The sequence below is a fragment of the Rosettibacter sp. KY25 genome (genome assembly GCF_057554405.1).
In genome coordinates, this window is the sequence record NZ_BAAJAO010000002.1 from 1 (window position 1) to 17,555 (window position 17,555).

The following is a 17,555-nucleotide window of genomic DNA, read 5'->3' on the forward strand; positions in this document are numbered from 1 at the left end:
ATTTTGTAATTCAGGCACGCACTAAATTTCATTTCGTGTAACGATTTAATCTCTAACATGATTCGAAGAATCGTGCACAAAATTAATTGATTTCATTTATTCAATTACCATTCATGAAATTTCATTTCGTGTTACAATACACCAGTCCATTTTTCCAATCGCTTCTATTCCCATCGACTAATATTGAACCCCTTCAGGGTTCTAATAATTTTTCGTACTTCACATTTTTTCTATTCATATTAAACCACTTCGTGGTTTTCGTAATTTTTTAAATCTTGTAATCTATTCATATTAAACCACTTCATGGTTTCTTAATATGCAACATTCGACCTACAATTTTGTAATTCAAATAAGCACGAAACTTCGTTTCGTGTTACAATTCATATTAAAGCACCTCCTGGTTTTCTAACATTTAACCTGTAACTTACAAAATTTAACCATTAATGCTTTTGCACAAAATTTTATTTTGTGTTATGATTATGATTTGTAGGGCTGTTTATAGAAAGGAAAATATTAGGAGACGAGTAAGCGATTCGTCTCCTTCAAAATACTTAATTGAATTACTTGGCAGATGCAAATCTCTTTGCTACTGCATCCCAATCAACTACATTCCACCAATTAGCAATGTATTCAGGTCTTCTATTTTGGTATAATAAGTAATATGCATGTTCCCAAACATCAAGTCCCATAACAGGAAAACCTTTAACTTCAGCAACATCCATTAAGGGATTATCCTGATTAGGAGTTGAAGTTACAACTAACTTACCATCACTTAAAACAAGCCACGCCCAACCAGAGCCAAATCTTGTTGCAGCGGCATTGTTAAAAATTTCTTTGAATTTTTCAAATGAACCAAATGTGCCATTGATTGCATCTGCAAGTGCACCTGTAGGCTGACCACCTTTATTTGGTCCCATAATTTCCCAGAACATTGTATGATTATAATGTCCACCGCCATTGTTACGAACAGCTACTGGAAGTTTGGAAACATTCTGGAAAAGCTCTTCAAGAGTTTTTCCTTCCATATCTGTTCCTTCAATGGCTTTATTTAAGTTTGTTACATAAGCACCATGATGTTTGTCATGATGTATTTCCATTGTTCTTGCATCTATGTATGGTTCTAACGCATTAAATGCATAGGGCAATGGTGGTAATTCGAATTTACTCATTGTGTTACTCCTTTTATTATATATATTGTTTGTTAATGCTTCAATTTTTTTTGTGCCTAATCCTAATGTTAGTAAACCTATCGATGTTAAAAATTTTTTTCTGTTCATATTAAACTCCAAATGATTCGCCACAACCGCATGTTCTTTTTGCATTTGGATTATTGAATACAAAACCTCTACCGTTTAGTCCATCACTGAAATCGAGGACAGTGCCTGTCAGATAAAATAAACTTTTGCCATCAACAAAAATTTTTAATCCTTCTTTTTCGATAACTGTATCACCAGCTTTTTCTGTATCATCAAAACCAAGTTGATAGGTTAAGCCTGAACAACCTCCGCCTTTAACACTTATTCTTAATCCATAGCTTGCTGGAATATTATTTTCTTCCTTTATTTTCAAAACCTGTTTTAATGCTTTTTCCGTAATATCTATTTCAGAAGTTATGTTAATTTGTTCGTTCATTTTCAATCCTTTCTTCTTGATTTTTATTGCTTTCAATATCATTAACATTATTATCAAGAAAAAAATTCACTTTCCATGCATTTGAAGAAATTTTTTTTAATTTATTTTCTTTTGTAAGAGCATCAATAAATTCAAGAGTTAATTTTTCTGATTCTGTGTAACTGAGTTTTATATTTTTTTTCTCAAAATAACTTCTTATAGCATATTGAACATCTCTCAAAAAAATATTTGAATTGGTAAACAGAGGATATTTTTCTTTCATGAATTTGAAAAAAACTTTTTGATTGTTGAGTAATTCATTCAGATAGTTCATAATTCACCTTTAGATTAGTTTAGAAAAATTAATCAAGAATTTTTCCCTCAATAATTGGTTTTGTTTTGTATTAACTTTAGCAAAATTATAAGAGTTCTAATAAATAAAAAAATTTATAAACGGATTATTATCTCAACATTTTTTATTAATTTTGAAAAATAGTTTTTTGAAATTTTGTAAAATCTTAAGAAAGTAATGAATTAAGATAAAGATTGGTTAAATTTTTTAGATACAGATAGAAAAAGAGAAACTTAATTAAATGGTATGTTAAATAAGTAATCGGAGAAAAAATGGTTAACAGTATTTTCTGGCTTGCCCCTGCCTCTTCAATTCTTGCTTTATTTTTTGCCTGGTTTTTCTTCAAACAGATGATGAAGGAAAGCGAAGGCACAGAAAAAATGGCAAGTATAGCTTCCTATGTTCGTAAAGGAGCTATGGCTTACCTTAAACAACAATATAAAGTTGTTGGAATGTTTTTCATTGTTATTATGGTAATTTTTTTAATACTTGCTTATGGATTTAATGTTCAGAATCCATGGGTGCCATTTGCATTTATTACTGGCGGTTTCTTCTCTGGTTTATCAGGATTTTTTGGAATGAAAACCGCAACTTATGCTTCTGCAAGAACAGCTAATGCTGCAAGAGAATCTTTGAATAAAGGATTAAAAATTGCTTTCAGAAGCGGTGCTGTTATGGGACTTGTAGTTGTTGGTCTTGGTTTGCTTGATATTTCCATCTGGTTTACAATATTAAATATTGTTTATCCTCACGCAAGTGATGCTCATAATCTTGTAGTTGTAACCACAACAATGTTAACATTTGGGATGGGTGCTTCTACACAAGCATTGTTTGCAAGAGTAGGTGGAGGAATTTTTACAAAAGCAGCAGATGTTGGTGCTGATTTAGTAGGAAAAGTTGAAGCTGGTATTCCAGAAGATGACCCGCGCAATCCAGCTACAATTGCTGATAATGTTGGCGATAATGTAGGTGATGTTGCAGGAATGGGTGCAGATTTGTATGAATCATACTGTGGTTCGATTTTAGCAACAGCAGCTTTAGGAGCTTCTGCATTTGTTAATGCACCTGAATTACAAATGAAAGCTGTATTAGCCCCAATGCTTGTTGCAGCAGTTGGTATTGTTCTTTCCATTGTTGGAATTTTTATGGTAAGAACAAAAGAAGATGCAACTCAAAAAGATTTGCTTGCTTCTCTTTCAAGAGGAATAAATATAAGCTCGGTCTTAATCGTAATCTTTTCTTTTATAATTGTTAACTTACTTGGATTTGAAAATGCACTTGGAATTTGGGGCTCAATTGTTACAGGATTGGTAACAGGAATTATTATTGGTAAATCAACTGAATATTATACTTCACATTCATATAAACCAACTCAAAGAATAGCAAATAGCTCACAAACTGGTCCTGCTACTGTTATTATATCTGGCTTGAGTATTGGTATGATGTCAACAGCAGTTCCGGTTATCACAGTTGCATTCGGGATTATTTTTGCTTTTCTATTTGCAACAGGTTTTGATTTAACAAATATTAATATGGGATTATATGGAATTGGAATTGCAGCTGTAGGAATGCTTTCTACACTTGGAATTACACTTGCAACAGATGCTTATGGTCCTATTGCAGATAATGCCGGTGGTAATGCAGAAATGAGCGGCTTAGGCAAAGAAGTTAGAAAAAGAACAGATGCTCTTGATGCTTTAGGAAATACAACAGCTGCAACAGGAAAAGGTTTTGCTATTGGTTCGGCTGCTCTAACAGCTCTTGCTCTTTTAGCTTCCTATGTTGAAGAAGTTAAAATTGCTTTATTAAGAGCCGGAAAATCACTTCTTGATTTAGGTAATGGTATTCTTATCGAAACTCAAAAAGCAAGTATTATGGATTTTATGAATTATTACCAGATTAATTTAATGAATCCAAATGTTTTGGTTGGAGTATTTATTGGTGCAATGATGGCATTTTTGTTCTGCGGTTTAACAATGAGTGCTGTTGGTCGTGCTGCAGGTAAAATGGTTGACGAAGTAAGAAGACAATTCAAAACTATTCCTGGAATTCTTGAAGGAACAGCTGAACCAGATTATGCAAGCTGTGTAGCTATTTCTACAAAAGGTGCTCAACGCGAAATGATTCTTCCTTCTTTACTTGCAATTTTAGTTCCTATTATAACTGGAGTTATATTTGGGGTAGCTGGAGTTATGGGCTTATTAACAGGCGGACTTGGTGCTGGATTTGTTCTTGCAATATTTATGGCTAATTCAGGTGGTGCATGGGATAATGCAAAGAAATATATTGAAGAAGGAAATTATGGCGGTAAAGGTTCTGATCCTCATAAAGCTGCTGTAATTGGTGATACTGTTGGTGATCCTTTCAAAGATACATCTGGACCAAGCTTGAACATTTTAATTAAATTAATGAGCATGGTTTCAATTGTAATGGCTGGAGTGACAGTAGCATTCCATATTTTATAAGTTCATTAATATTTGTTATTAAAAATGAAATAACACTATGGTTCTCAGTGTATGGGTTGAGGGAACTCAGCACTGAGAACCATAAATTTATTTAATGAACATCTGAGGGAAAAACTCAAATCCTTATTTCGTGTTAGGAATTGAACAATATAATTCAAAACAATAATTTAGATAGAAGAGAAAAAATTAAAATAAGAACAAAACTAAGTTTCGTGTTATAAATTTAAAATTGTAAGTCGAAATGTAATTTCGACAATAGTGAAAAATATTTTTTTTCACGAAGCTTCGTTTCGTGTTACAAGTCTCAGCACATCATTCCAAACGCTTCTGTTTCCACATCTATTATTGAACCCCTATAGGGTTCTAAAATATATTTATTTTCTTTCATCTATTAATATTAAACGCCTTTCGGGGTTTTTAAATTGAAACTGTCAATCTGTAATCTTGTACCAAAGGAATGCCTAACGGCATAATTTTGTAATTTAGTTACGCAAGAAATTTCATTTCGTGTTACAAAGCACCTGCCTATCATTCCCCGCCTAAGGCGGGCAAGCATTATTCCAATTTTTCATCATTCCTAATGTTTCTATTGTCATAGCATGTTATTGAACCCCTTCAGGGTTCTGATAATTTTTCGTACTTCACATTTTTTCTATTCATATTAAACCACTTCGTGGTTTTTGCAATTTTTAAATTTTGTAATCTTGTAATCTATTCATATTAAACCATTTCGTGGTTTATTCAAACTATCAAAATGCAACCTTCAAATTGTAATCCTAAACTTAAAACTATTGATGACAATGTTTGTGACAAATTATAAACCTTCCTTGATTTATGAATTATGTTAATCTAATTTTGTTTATAAATTTCTTACAAATTTGGTGAATTGTGAATCCTCTTAACAAAGCTATTGTTGATGTAGTTAAAATTCTCCCCCAATCCATAGTTTTCATTTTTGCAAAAAGATATATCGCAGGCGAAACCATTCAAGATGGAATTCGTGTTGTTAAAGAACTGAATTCAAAAGGAATACTTGCAACTATGGATGTTCTGGGCGAAGCCGTTACAAATAAAGAAGAATCAGAGCAGGCGAAACTTGAATGTTTGCATGTTCTGGATGTTATTCAAGAAAATAATTTGAAATCAAATTTATCAATCAAACCAACTCAAATGGGTTTGAAAATTGATTTTGATTTTTGCTACAAGCAAGTTTCAGAAATTCTTGAAAGAGCAGCAAAGTATAAAAATTTTGTGCGAATCGATATGGAAGATTCTTCTACAACTGATGCAACTTTTGAACTCTATAAAAGATTAAGAGAGAAATATGATAATGTTGGAATTGTTGTTCAAGCTTATCTTAAAAGAACCATGAGTGATATTCAAAATCCAGATATGAAAGGAACTAATTATAGATTATGCAAAGGAATTTATATTGAACCTGAAGAAATTGCTTATAAAAAAAAGCAGGAGATTCGAGATAATTTTATTAAAATCCTCGAGTACTTTTTTAATAATGGCAATTATGTTGGAATTGCAACACATGATGATTATCTAATTGAAAAAGCTTATCAGATGATTAAAGAAAAAAATATTCCAAAAGATAAATTTGAATTTCAGATGCTTTACGGTGTAAAAGAAAATCTTAGAGACAAAATTAATTCTGATGGTTATAAAATCCGGGTTTATGTTCCTTTTGGAAAACACTGGTATAATTATTCAATTCGCAGACTTCAGGAAAATCCACAGGTAGCATGGTATATCACAAAAAGTATTTTTTCACATAACTGATGAATGTAATCGGAATAGAAACATCTTGCGATGAAACTTCTGTAGCAGTAATATCAAATGGGAAATTAATTTCCAATTTAATTTCTTCTCAGGATTTTCATGTTGATTACGGTGGTGTTGTTCCTGAATTATCAAGCAGAGCACATCTTCAAATATTGATGCCACTTTTGAAAAAAGCTCTTAAAGAATCAAATCTTTCACTAAAAGAAATTGATTTAATTACTGCAACAGCAGGTCCAGGTTTAATTGGGGCTTTACTTGTTGGATTGACTTTTGCAAAAGGTTTGGCTTATTCACTTAAAAAAACTTTTATTCCTGTAAATCACATTGAAGGACATATTTTTTCTGGATTCTTAATGGAAGAAAAACCAGAGTTTCCTTATTTGTGTCTTGTAGTTTCAGGCGGACATACACTTCTACTAATTGTTAAAAGTGATATTGAAATTATTAAACTTGGAACAACTGTAGATGATGCAGCTGGCGAAGCTTTCGACAAAGTTTCTAAATTACTTGGGCTTGGTTATCCTGGTGGTCCACAAATTCAAAAAATTTCTGAAAATAAAAATTCGGATTTTGTTGATTTCCCGATTGCTCATTGCCAAAATGAATACGATTTTTCTTTCAGTGGACTTAAAACTTCAGTAATAAGATTTATTCAGAAAGAATATGGAAACAGCGAAACAATTCCAGATGAACATATTCCATTGATTGCAGCATCATTTCAAAAAGCTATAGTAAAAGCTTTAACAAGAAATGTTGAAAAAGCTTTAAGCAATTTTGAAGTCAACTCAATTTCACTTGTTGGAGGTGTTGCAGCAAATAAATTATTAAGAGAGGAACTTGAAAAAATTTCTGTTCGTTACAATAAAAAGTTAATAATCCCATCACTTGAATTCTGTGGAGATAATGCTGCTATGATTGCTTATCGCGGCATGAGACTTTATGAATATTCTCATACTAATGAAAATTTATTTTATTTTTCCAATCATAATGCTTATCCCGACTTAAATGGCAATACATTTATTAAAGATTTCCATTAAAAAAATTAGGATTGATATTGATAACAATTATTGATGAAAATAAAAATCAAATTTTTAATCGCAATGAAATTTATTTAATAGTAGCTTTTTTTGTTTTTGTCCTTTCAATTTTGATATTTACTTTCTATGCACCAAATTATTATGAAATGCCATCGCCCGTTCAAATTGACATTCCAAAAGGGATGACACTCAATCAAGTTGTTGATTCACTTTATGTTAAAAAAATTATTCCAAGTAAAACTAATATGAAAATTGCAGCTTTTATTTATGGTGCAGAAAGAAAAATAAAAGCTGGAAGATACGTAATCCCGAATGGATTAAATTATCTTCAACTCATAGAAGAATTGATAAATCCTAAAAAATCATTGCAAGTGCTTGTAACAATTCCAGAGGGAATATGGCAAAATGAATTGGCTAAACTGCTCGAAGAAAATTTAGGCATTGATTCTGCTAAAGTGATGGAATTGAGCAAAAGTAAATCATTTATTAATTCACTTGGATTGGATACTGATAATCTTGAAGGTTACCTTTTACCGGAATCATATTATTTTTATTCAAACTCAACTGCTGAAGATGTTCTAAGAAGATTAAAAAAAGAAATGGATAAATTTCTTGATGACCCAAAGATTAAGAAGAGAATGCAAGAATTAAAGATGACTAAAAAGCAAGTATTAACATTAGCATCTATAATTGATGCTGAATCGAATTATGTGCCTGAGTTTAAAAGAATTTCCGGTGTTTATCATAATAGATTAAAAAGAGGGATGCTTTTGCAGGCAGACCCAACAGTTCAATATTTAATTCGAGAAAGAAAGAGTAAAAAAGTTTATTACAAAGACCTGGATATTGATTCAAGATTTAATACTTATAAATATGCAGGACTTCCACCAGCACCAATTAATAATCCAGGAAAAGATGCAATTCTTGCTGCATTATATCCGGAAAAACATAATTATCTTTATTTTGTTGCAAATGGATTAGGGCAGCATAATTTTTCTTCTAATCAATTTGAACATATGGAAAACATAGCTCGATACAGGAAATGGTTAAAAGGTCAAAATCAGTAATAATAATCTTTGCAATTTTTATATGGAGTTGTGCAAATCAAATTCCGCCTGGTGGAGGACCAGTTGATATAATTCCTCCACAGATAATTGAAGTATATCCTTCAAATGGAACAACAAATTTCAATAAAAATTATTTTGAGATTAAATTCAGTGAATATGTTGATAAAAGAACTGTTCGTGATGCAATTTTTATTTCACCTCCGTTGAAATATCCTCTCGAGTATGATTGGAGTGGAAGAACTTTAAGAATAAATTTCCAAGATACATTAAGAAAAAATACAACATACACTATTACTATTGGAGCTGGAATTGAGGACTTAAATAATCATAACAAAATGATTGAACCATACTCATTTGCATTTTCAACTGGAGAAAAAATTGATTCGGGAAAAATTTCAGGAAAGATTTATGACAAAGAACCTTCAGGTGTAATGGTTTTTGCTTACAAAAAAAATAATAGTGAGATTAACCCTTCAATTCAAAAACCGGATTTTGTTTCTGAAGTAGGGAAAAATGGCAAATATAATTTAGTTGGTTTAAGTGAAGGAGAATATTTTGTCTTTGCAATGAAAGATAAATTAAGAGATTTTTTATATCAAAAGAATGAAGATGAATATGGAGTTCAGTTTAAAAAAATTGTTTTGTCGAAAGAAATTCATGAAATAAATAATGTTGATTTCTTTTTGACCAAAGAAGATACAATTGCACCAAATATTTTAAATGCATCAATGAAGGATAAGAATCATATTCTTATCGATTTTAATGAGAGAATTGACAGTTCAAAAATTTCAGTGGATAATTTTTATATATATGATTCTACAATAAATAAAAAAGTAATTCCGCAATATTTATTCAAATCAGCTGAAAAGGGAAATCAATTTAATTTTTGTATTGCTGATACATTAATTAAAGAAAACAAGATTTTTTTAATTGCTCAGAATGTTTATGATGTTTACGGTAATATTAATCTTAAAGAAGAAATACAATTAAACGTTGAAACAAAAAAAGATACTTCTGCTCCAAAGATTGTAAAAATTGAAAATCAATATCCTGAAAACAAAACAGATTTTGATAATCCAGTTCTTACATTAAAATTTGATGATGGAATTGAAGAAGATAGCTTAAGGAAAGCGGTGAGTGTTATTGACGTAAAAGAAAACAAATATCCGTTTGAAATTAAAAAAATTGATGATGCTTCATTTGATGTGATTCTAAAATCAAAATTAAAGCAGAGAAGTGAATATCAGCTCAATATTAATCTCAGCAAATTGATAGATGCAGCAGGGAACAAAGTTGATTCAATTTATAAATATAAATTTACAACAGCGAGTGAACTTGATTTTTCTGGCATATCGGGGAAAGTTATGATTGACAGTGATACTAACGATGTTATTGTTGTACTTGAAAGCTCTGATGCAAATAAAAATATATACAAACAAAAAATTGATAAGCAAAAGAATTTTAATATTAATAAAGTTTTGCCGGGGAAATATTTGTTGTGGAGCTTTATAGACAAAGACAAAAATGGGAAATATACATTTGGAAGTGTAAATCCATTTAAGTTTGCTGAAGGATTCAAATTTTATCCTGATACATTGAATTTAAGAGCACGCTGGCCTGTAGGAGATGTAATTTTGAAATAAGAATTAATCAGTTGTTACTTTCAGTGATATAGGTAATATTTCGATGACAATTTTTTGAACCACTTAATATCTTTATTCAAAATTTCTTTGATATCATGAAATTTATACCTTTTAGAAAATTGAAGACGAATTTTATCTGTTCCAATAACTTTATCGAACATTTTTATTCGTGAAGAATCTGCAATGCTGAAAATCTTTTTATCAGGATAGAGCTTATTAATAACCTCAAGAAAATAAAATTGAATCTGCATCAAGTTAACTTTATCAAAATCGTAAATATGAATTTGAACTCCATTCAAAATTTTATTCTGCCATTTTCCGTATAAAGGTTTATAACTTATCGGTCTAAATTTTACACCTGTGAGTTTTAATGAATTCATGTAAGCAGCAAGTGTATCAGGATTAATCCATTCAGCAGCAAAAGTTTGGAATGGTAAAGTATAACTTATGCCAATAGAAATTTCATTTAATTCACCAAGAATTCCAGTTGCAACAAGATAAAATGGAATTTTACTGTCAGGCACATTTGCAGAGGTTGGCACCCAAATTAATTTTGTATCATCAAATTTCATCCATCGATGCCAGCCTTCCATTTTAACTACATTTAATTTACACTTCAAACCATTTGAAAGCATTTTTTCATTATTAAGCATTAGAGCTAATTCGCCGCAAGTTAATCCATACACATAAGGAATTTTGTATTGACTGACAAAAGAAATAAAATTATCTTCAACAATATTTCCTTCGATACGCAAACCGCCGAGCGGATTAGGTCTATCAAGAACAATGAATTCTTTATTATTTTCTGCAGCTGCTTCCATTGCAAGTCCAAGTGTAGAAATGTATGTATAAGAGCGGCATCCAATATCCTGAATATCATAAACTAAAACATCAACATCTTTGAGCATTTCTGGAGTAGGTTTTTGAGTTTTGCCATATAAAGAATAATATTTAATGCCAGATGAGCTGTCAAAAAAATCTTCAACAAATTCACCGGAACCAGCAACTCCTCTGATGCCATGTTCTGGACTAAAAACAGCAATCAGTTGAAAATTTTTTGCTTTTTTGAATAAGTCAATTGTAGATATTAATTTGCTGTTAACACTTGTATGATTTGCTATTAATCCAACCCGCTTGCCTTGGAGCAAAGAAAAATTATCTTTTTCGAGAATATCAATTCCAAGCAATACTTTTGGATTCTGAGAATATACATTCAGCTTGATTATTAAGAAGTAAATAAAAATTATAAACAGCGGTTTAGATAAAAAATTTTTCATTATGATTTCAATGAGCTTGTGATAATATTCAGATACAAATCTGTTGTTTTTTGAACTTCATCATATATCACTTGAACACTTTTTTGAATTTCAGAAGCTATTGTTTGATTGCTCAATGATTTACAATTTATCAATACATTCAAATATGCAGATTGAGCAGAAGACTTTATTAAAGAGACTGCTACGCCTGCATCTGAAATAGAATTTTTGTTTCCTTTATCAATTATGATTTTTAATAATGGCAAAATAGAACTGCAATTTTTGATTACTTCGAAAGGAATTTCTGCGGCATGTAAAGTGGCATCTTCAATTTTTTTTGAACGAATTTCGATTTGTTCTTCATTCTCTTTTGGAAGTTTCATTGCTTCCAAAACATTGTTGAAAGCTTGATTATCTTGTTCAGCTAATTCGAGAAATTTTTTCTTGTAATCATCAAGTTTTTCTTTTACAGAAATCATATCACTTTCGACATCTGCATATTTTTTCTTACCAATTGTTAAGTTGCATACCATTATGCCAAGGCTTGAAGCAAGAGCGCCGCAAAATGCAGCAACATTCCCGCCGCCTGGAACAGGTGCACTTGATGATAATTCTGTTAAGTATTCTAAAATTGTTTTTGATTCGTTCATAAAAATTTCCTTTAATTTAGTTAAATCATGTATTCAATAATTTTTTCTTCTGGAATAAATTTATTTAATGAATTTAATCCAAGATTTTCAATTGCAGCTTCAATCAATTTTGTTTCATTGGATTCTTTGTTGTTTGTATAAAATTTACCTGCTTCAATGATTGCTTTTAATGGAACCAGTCCAACTATTTCACTGCCGCAAACATCTACACCAAATCTTAACGCTTCTTTTTTTACTTCCTCATATGCTATATGAATTGGAGTAACAAGAAAATTTGTAAGATTCATCGAAACTTGAGTAATATTATATTTTTCAAGATAAACTCCCATAGCTTTAACTTCTTTTAATCTTCCAGGTACTCTAATAGTTTTACCATCAACTTTTATAATATTTCCTGCTTCATCACGTTTTGGATAACCACTTTCACGCAGCAGTTCACTGATTTCTTTAGCAAATTTAATATCATTCGATTTGATATTTACATTATAAGCAATTAAAAAAAATCTTGCACCTGTAACAATTGCACCGAGTTTTGGATTAAAAACAGGTTCGCCATAATCTGGGAACCATTCCGGATTTTTTAATTTTTCTTCCAATCCTTCATATTCTCCCTGTCTAATATTTGCAAGACTTTTACGTTCAGGTTTACGAGCTGAATATTCATATAAATAAACAGGAACATTTAATTCACGAGAAATTATTTCAGCAAATTGTTCAGATATTTTTACGCATTCTTCCATAGTTACATTTGAAATTGGAACAAAGGGGACAACATCAATTGCTCCAATTCTTGGATGTTCTCCTTTATGAAATCTCATATCAATATTTTTTGCTGCTGCTATGCATGCATTTATTGCACCATTAAGAATTCCTTCTTCATTTCCAGCCATTGTTACAACAACTCGATTATAATCAGCATCAGGTTCAAGATTCAACAATTTTACATTAGAAGTTGAATCAATCGCATTTCGAATTTCATTAAAAGTATTTTCATTTCTTCCTTCGCTGAAATTTGGAACACATTCAATAATTTTCATTTTATCCTCAAGTTTTTTTATAAATTATTTCTCCTTTTTTAATTGTCATCGAGTTTAAATTTTGTCCAATGTTGTAAATAATTTCTTTATAATCTTTTGAGTCAAAAATTGCAAAATCAGCCTGCTTATTAATTTCTATGCTTCCTGCGATATCACTTAAACCAAGTGCTTTTGCAGCATTAATTGTTACAGAAGATATTATTTCCTCTGGAGTCATTTTCATGTAAATTGCAGCAAGACTCATTATCAAATGTAAATTTATGATGTTTGATGTTCCTGGATTATAATCCGTTGATAAAGCCACAATTGCATTATTGTCAATTAAACTTCTTGCAGGTGCATACTGTGAGTTTGAGAAAAATGATGCACCAGGTAATAACACCGCCACAGTTTCGCTTTTTGCTATATTATTAATTTCGTTTTCATCAATTACTTCCAGATGGTCGGCAGAAAGTAATTTATGTTTCACTGCAAGCTGAATTCCTCCTATGCTATTAAATTGATTTGTGTGAATTCGAATTTTATATTTAAGTTTTTTTGCTCTTGAAATTATTAATTCTGTTTCTTCGATATTAAATGCAGACTTTTCACAATATATATCAACAAATTCAGATAAATTATTTTTAATTATGTATGGGAGAAGTTCATCAGTAATTAGCTTCAAGTAACCTTCATGGTCATTCTTATATTCCAACGGATATACATGTGCACCTAAAAATGTTGGAACAATATCAATTTTAGAAGATTTACTAAAATGATTTATTACCTGCAGCAGTTTAATTTCATCATAATAACTTAAACCATAACCACTTTTAATTTCTAAAGTGGTTACTCCTTGAGAAATAAAGTTTTCAATTTTTGGTTCAAGCAAATTTATCAATTCATCATAAGATGAATTTCTAACTGATTGAACAGTTGAATTTATACCTCCTCCGTTTTCCAAAATTTTTTCATAACTAATCCCGCTCAATCTTTGAAAAAATTCATTTGAACGAGAGCCGGCAAATGCTGCATGAGTATGGCATTCTATAAGACCAGGCAAAACTATTTTATCTTTTACATCAATTGTTTCATCTGCTGAAATTTTATGAAGCGATGAATTTGGAATTAAATCTTTTATTATACCATTTTCAATTAGAATAGAATGATTTGTTAAAATAGTAATATTATTTTGTTCTTTTCCTCTTTTGAAATTTTTTCCATTTGTATCAACAGTAATAATTAAAGCCGGGTTGTTTATTAATTTTTTCATAACATAATTTTTTCTTATCAGCATATTAAAAATAGACAATTCGAAGCCTTAATTTCTAATCTTTTTGTTAAGACACTATTAATTTCGTATTTTTGAATACTAAAAATGCAAGGATTATCTAAAAATGCCATCAAAGTATAGAATTCTCTTTGCCACATCTGAAGTTGTTCCTTTCATAAAAACTGGCGGATTGGCAGATGTTTCTTCGGCACTCCCTCAAAAATTGCAAGAATTAGGTCATGATGTAAGACTTATTGTTCCGAAATATGGTGCTATAGACGAGAGAAAATTTAAGATTCATGAAGTTGTTCGATTGAAGGATATTAAAATTAATATTGGCGAAAAAGAAGTAATCTTTTCTTTGAGATCATCCTTTTTAATCGGTCCAAAAGTTAGGGTGCAAATTTATTTTCTTGATAATCCTGAATATTTTGGTAGTCGTCACAGTTTGTATTCAGATCCGTTGACTGGCGAAGATTATCCAGATAATGATGAAAGATTTATTTTATTTGCAAGAGCAGCTTTTGAATTGATTACAAAATTAGGATGGACGCCTGATATTATTCACTGTAATGATTGGCAATGTGGATTGATTCCTGCATATTTAAAAACAATGTATAAAAATGACCCTCAATATGCCAAAGTAAAAACTTTGTTTACAATTCATAATATGTCTTATCAGGGAATTTTTCCAAAAGAATCTTTTGCAAAAACTTCTTTACCTGAAGAACTTGCAAACGAGAAAGGTGTGTTCCATGAAGGCAAATTAAATTTCTTAAAAGCAGGTTTGATGTTTGCTGATATGATTAATACTGTTAGCGAAACTTATGCAAAAGAATTATGCACAGAAAAAGAATTTGGTGCTGGTTTACATGAAGTTCTTGCAAAAAGAAAAAAAGACGTTTATGGCATAATCAATGGAATTGATACTTCAATCTGGAATCCTCAAGTTGATAAAAAAATTCCAAAACAATATTCTTTAAGAAATATTGATAGCAAAAAAGAAAATAAAAAAGCTCTTGCCGAGAATTTTAATTTTAAATACGATGAAAATATTCCGGTAATAGGAGTAATTTCAAGATTAACAGAAGATAAAGGAATGGATTTAATTGAAGATGCATTTACACAATTGATGAATCTTGATATGCATCTTGTTTTGCTTGGAACAGGTGATAAAAAGTATAACAAATTTTTTATGAATATGGCTTCGAAATATTCAGATAAATTTTCTTGCTTTATTGGCTTTGATGATGACCTTGCACATTTAATCGAAGCCGGAAGCGATATGTTTTTAATTCCTTCAAAATATGAACCTTGTGGATTGAATCAAATGTACAGTCTTGTTTATGGAACTGTGCCTATTGTTCATAAAACAGGAGGACTTGCAGATACAATCCAGCCTTTTAACGAAAAGAATGGTTCAGGCAATGGATTTGTTTTTGAAAAATATTCTGCAAGCGCAATGATATCAGAAATTAAAAAAGCTATTAAATTGTTTTCAAATGATAAAGAAACATGGAAAACATTAATGAAGAATGGAATGAAGTCAGATTTTTCCTGGTTGAATTCAGCAAAGAAATATATTGAACTTTACAAAAAACTCACCGAAAAGAACTGATGTTAAATCCAGCTTTATTTTTAGACAGAGATGGAACTATTAATCACGATACAGGATATGTTAAAAATCCTGACGACATTATTTTGTTAAAAGGTGTTGCAGAAAATTTAAGGAAACTAAAAGAACACTTTGGCTTTAAGATAATCGTGGTTTCCAATCAAGCTGGAGTTGCAAAAGGATTAATGACAATTGAAGATGTAGAAGCAGTAAATGAGAGAGTAAAAGAACTACTTCAAAAAGAAGGTGTTACAATTGATGCAGTTTATTATTGCCCATATCATCCAGAATACGACCCTCCTGAAAAAGCTAACTGCAGAAAACCATCACCTGCAATGATTCTCAAAGCAGCTGAAGAACATAATATTGATTTAACAAAGTCGTTTATGATTGGCGATAGAGGTTCAGACATTGAAGCAGGCATTAATGCAAATGTCAAAACAATCTTATTGCGTACAACATTAAATGATGAAGAAATATCTAACTTGATTAATCAAGGTAAAAAGCCCAATTTTGTAGCCAATGATTTTTATGAAGTTGCTAATTTTATATTTCAATCTTTTGCGGAGGAAAATTAATTGAATAAATTTCTTTTGAGACACAAACAAATTTTTATTTATCTAATCCTTGCGATTTTCTTGATTGCCTGCAATAATGACCCTACTTCTGTTGGCTCTGACCTTTTACAGGATGTAAATAAAATAAAACTAAATGAATTCATTACACAAAAAGAAAATGTAAAATTAAGTTCAAATACATTTAAGAAAAAAATTACTCTTGGAGTATCGGATAAATTAATTCTTGGGAAAAATTCTTATATAGAATCATACATATTGTTGAGTTTTAATATTTATCTTGCTGATTCTATTGTAACTAAAATTAAAGATAACAAGCTGCGAGTTGCAGAAACTTGGATGGATATGAAAGTTAAGTATTCTCTTGGAGATAAAAATTTACCATTTGATTTTACTGTTCATCAAGTAAGAAAAAAGTGGGGCTCCGATGCATTTAACTATGATAGCTTAAAAATATTAAATTATGATGCAAATGATGTTTCTTATTCACGCAGTATTACAGATACTTTGGTGAAATTCAATTTAGTTCCAAATACAGTTTTTGAATGGCTCAAGTATTCTGTTGACACAACACTTGCACCGCCAAATTATGGATTGCTTTTTAAGCCAACACCTGCAACTCAAAGATTATTAGGATTCAAAGGCTATCAATTGACTAATGACCCTGATATTCCAACTTTATATATTGTTTTAGAACAGCCATCAGTTTACAAAGATACAATCCTTGTTTCACCATACATGGATATTCATGTGGTTAATGGTGCCGATGTTTATTCTCCAAACGACATTGTACTCGAAGGAGGTTTGGGCTATAAAGGTTTTCTGTTTTTTGATTTATCATCATTACCAAAAAATATTATTATAAGCAAAGCAACATTGGAACTTAGTGTTGATTCATTAAAGAGCTTTGACGGCAATCCTTCTTCTGATTCAATTATTGTCAAAGTATTAAAAGACAGCGTAAGTAAAAGTTATACTTCCGATAGTTCTTATTATGCAATATTAAGTAGAAGTGGAAATACATTCAGTGGTGATATTTCATGGATGGTTCAAAAATGGGTAAGTGGACAGGATGAAAATCAAGGACTTGAGTTATCACTTGCAGACGAAAAATCTTCTGCAGCAAGAATCTGGATTTATGGAAGTAAACAATCAGAAGCATTGCGTCCAAGATTAAAAATTTACTACTTAAATAAATAATTGA

At 30.6% G+C, this 17,555-nt stretch carries 15 protein-coding genes; 8 read left to right on the top strand and 7 right to left on the bottom strand.

The features are described 5' to 3' along the window. Nucleotides 1-560: 560 nt before the first annotated feature. The 3 genes from AC27L2_RS01330 to AC27L2_RS01340 all read right to left on the bottom strand — a co-directional run bounded on the left by AC27L2_RS01330 (nucleotide 561) and on the right by AC27L2_RS01340 (nucleotide 1,945). Complete coding sequence (locus tag AC27L2_RS01330; protein ID WP_487210081.1) at nucleotides 561-1,169, bottom strand: superoxide dismutase; 609 nt, start codon at nucleotides 1,167-1,169, stop codon at nucleotides 561-563. A gap of 109 nt (nucleotides 1,170-1,278) precedes the next feature. Next, on the bottom strand, nucleotides 1,279-1,632 hold the full coding sequence (locus tag AC27L2_RS01335) for a HesB/IscA family protein (RefSeq protein WP_487209854.1): 354 nt from the start codon (nucleotides 1,630-1,632) through the stop codon (nucleotides 1,279-1,281). Further along, nucleotides 1,616-1,945 carry a hypothetical protein gene (locus AC27L2_RS01340; RefSeq protein ID WP_487209855.1) on the bottom strand — a complete coding sequence of 110 codons (330 nt, stop codon included), beginning with the start codon at nucleotides 1,943-1,945 and terminating at the stop codon, nucleotides 1,616-1,618. The genes AC27L2_RS01335 and AC27L2_RS01340 overlap by 17 nt, the downstream gene beginning before the upstream one ends. 290 nt (nucleotides 1,946-2,235) lie before the next feature. On the opposite strand from AC27L2_RS01340, the gene AC27L2_RS01345 reads away from it, so the two are divergent. The 5 genes from AC27L2_RS01345 (at nucleotide 2,236) to AC27L2_RS01365 (ending at nucleotide 9,966) form a co-directional block, all read left to right on the top strand. Further along, nucleotides 2,236-4,428 carry a sodium-translocating pyrophosphatase gene (locus tag AC27L2_RS01345; protein WP_487209856.1) on the top strand — a complete coding sequence of 731 codons (2,193 nt, stop codon included), beginning with the start codon at nucleotides 2,236-2,238 and terminating at the stop codon, nucleotides 4,426-4,428. An 888-nt stretch (nucleotides 4,429-5,316) separates the two neighbouring features. Next, nucleotides 5,317-6,216 carry a proline dehydrogenase family protein gene (locus AC27L2_RS01350; RefSeq protein WP_487209857.1) on the top strand — a complete coding sequence of 300 codons (900 nt, stop codon included), beginning with the start codon at nucleotides 5,317-5,319 and terminating at the stop codon, nucleotides 6,214-6,216. Next, on the top strand, nucleotides 6,216-7,256 hold the full coding sequence (gene tsaD, locus AC27L2_RS01355; RefSeq protein ID WP_487209859.1) for a tRNA (adenosine(37)-N6)-threonylcarbamoyltransferase complex transferase subunit TsaD: 1,041 nt from the start codon (nucleotides 6,216-6,218) through the stop codon (nucleotides 7,254-7,256). Before AC27L2_RS01350 ends, tsaD begins: the two co-directional genes overlap by 1 nt. Nucleotides 7,257-7,273: 17 nt before the next feature. Beyond that, nucleotides 7,274-8,323, top strand: coding sequence for an endolytic transglycosylase MltG (gene mltG / locus AC27L2_RS01360; protein WP_487209860.1), 1,050 nt, complete (start codon nucleotides 7,274-7,276; stop codon nucleotides 8,321-8,323). Beyond that, entirely contained in the window at nucleotides 8,299-9,966 is a 1,668-nt protein-coding gene (locus AC27L2_RS01365) for an Ig-like domain-containing domain (protein ID WP_487209861.1), read from the top strand. Before mltG ends, AC27L2_RS01365 begins: the two co-directional genes overlap by 25 nt. A gap of 20 nt (nucleotides 9,967-9,986) precedes the next feature. On the opposite strand, the gene AC27L2_RS01370 is transcribed toward AC27L2_RS01365, so the two are convergent. From AC27L2_RS01370 to hutI, 4 genes are read right to left on the bottom strand one after another with little or no spacing between them, the layout of a single operon-like run. Further along, on the bottom strand, nucleotides 9,987-11,243 hold the full coding sequence (locus tag AC27L2_RS01370; protein WP_487209862.1) for an exo-beta-N-acetylmuramidase NamZ family protein: 1,257 nt from the start codon (nucleotides 11,241-11,243) through the stop codon (nucleotides 9,987-9,989). Next, the gene (locus AC27L2_RS01375; RefSeq protein ID WP_487209863.1) at nucleotides 11,243-11,872 is read right to left on the bottom strand and encodes a cyclodeaminase/cyclohydrolase family protein; all 630 of its coding nucleotides are present in this window, start codon (nucleotides 11,870-11,872) and stop codon (nucleotides 11,243-11,245) included. The genes AC27L2_RS01370 and AC27L2_RS01375 overlap by 1 nt, the downstream gene beginning before the upstream one ends. A 20-nt stretch (nucleotides 11,873-11,892) precedes the next feature. Further along, a complete protein-coding gene (ftcD, locus tag AC27L2_RS01380; protein WP_487209864.1) occupies nucleotides 11,893-12,909 on the bottom strand; it encodes a glutamate formimidoyltransferase in 1,017 nt (338 codons plus the stop codon). A 7-nt stretch (nucleotides 12,910-12,916) separates the two neighbouring features. Continuing rightward, entirely contained in the window at nucleotides 12,917-14,161 is a 1,245-nt protein-coding gene (hutI, locus tag AC27L2_RS01385) for an imidazolonepropionase (RefSeq protein ID WP_487209865.1), read from the bottom strand. A gap of 124 nt (nucleotides 14,162-14,285) precedes the next feature. Here hutI and glgA point away from each other — a divergent pair, with 124 nt between their 5' ends. Genes glgA through AC27L2_RS01400 form a run of 3 tightly spaced genes read left to right on the top strand, consistent with a single transcriptional unit; the run spans nucleotide 14,286 to nucleotide 17,551 of the window. After that, nucleotides 14,286-15,779, top strand: coding sequence for a glycogen synthase GlgA (glgA, locus tag AC27L2_RS01390; protein WP_487209866.1), 1,494 nt, complete (start codon nucleotides 14,286-14,288; stop codon nucleotides 15,777-15,779). Then, nucleotides 15,779-16,354: a D-glycero-alpha-D-manno-heptose-1,7-bisphosphate 7-phosphatase gene (locus AC27L2_RS01395; RefSeq protein ID WP_487209867.1), complete on the top strand. Its 576-nt coding sequence runs from the start codon at nucleotides 15,779-15,781 to the stop codon at nucleotides 16,352-16,354. Before glgA ends, AC27L2_RS01395 begins: the two co-directional genes overlap by 1 nt. Continuing rightward, nucleotides 16,355-17,551: a DNRLRE domain-containing protein gene (locus AC27L2_RS01400; protein WP_487209868.1), complete on the top strand. Its 1,197-nt coding sequence runs from the start codon at nucleotides 16,355-16,357 to the stop codon at nucleotides 17,549-17,551. The last annotated feature ends 4 nt before the right edge of the window (nucleotides 17,552-17,555 follow it).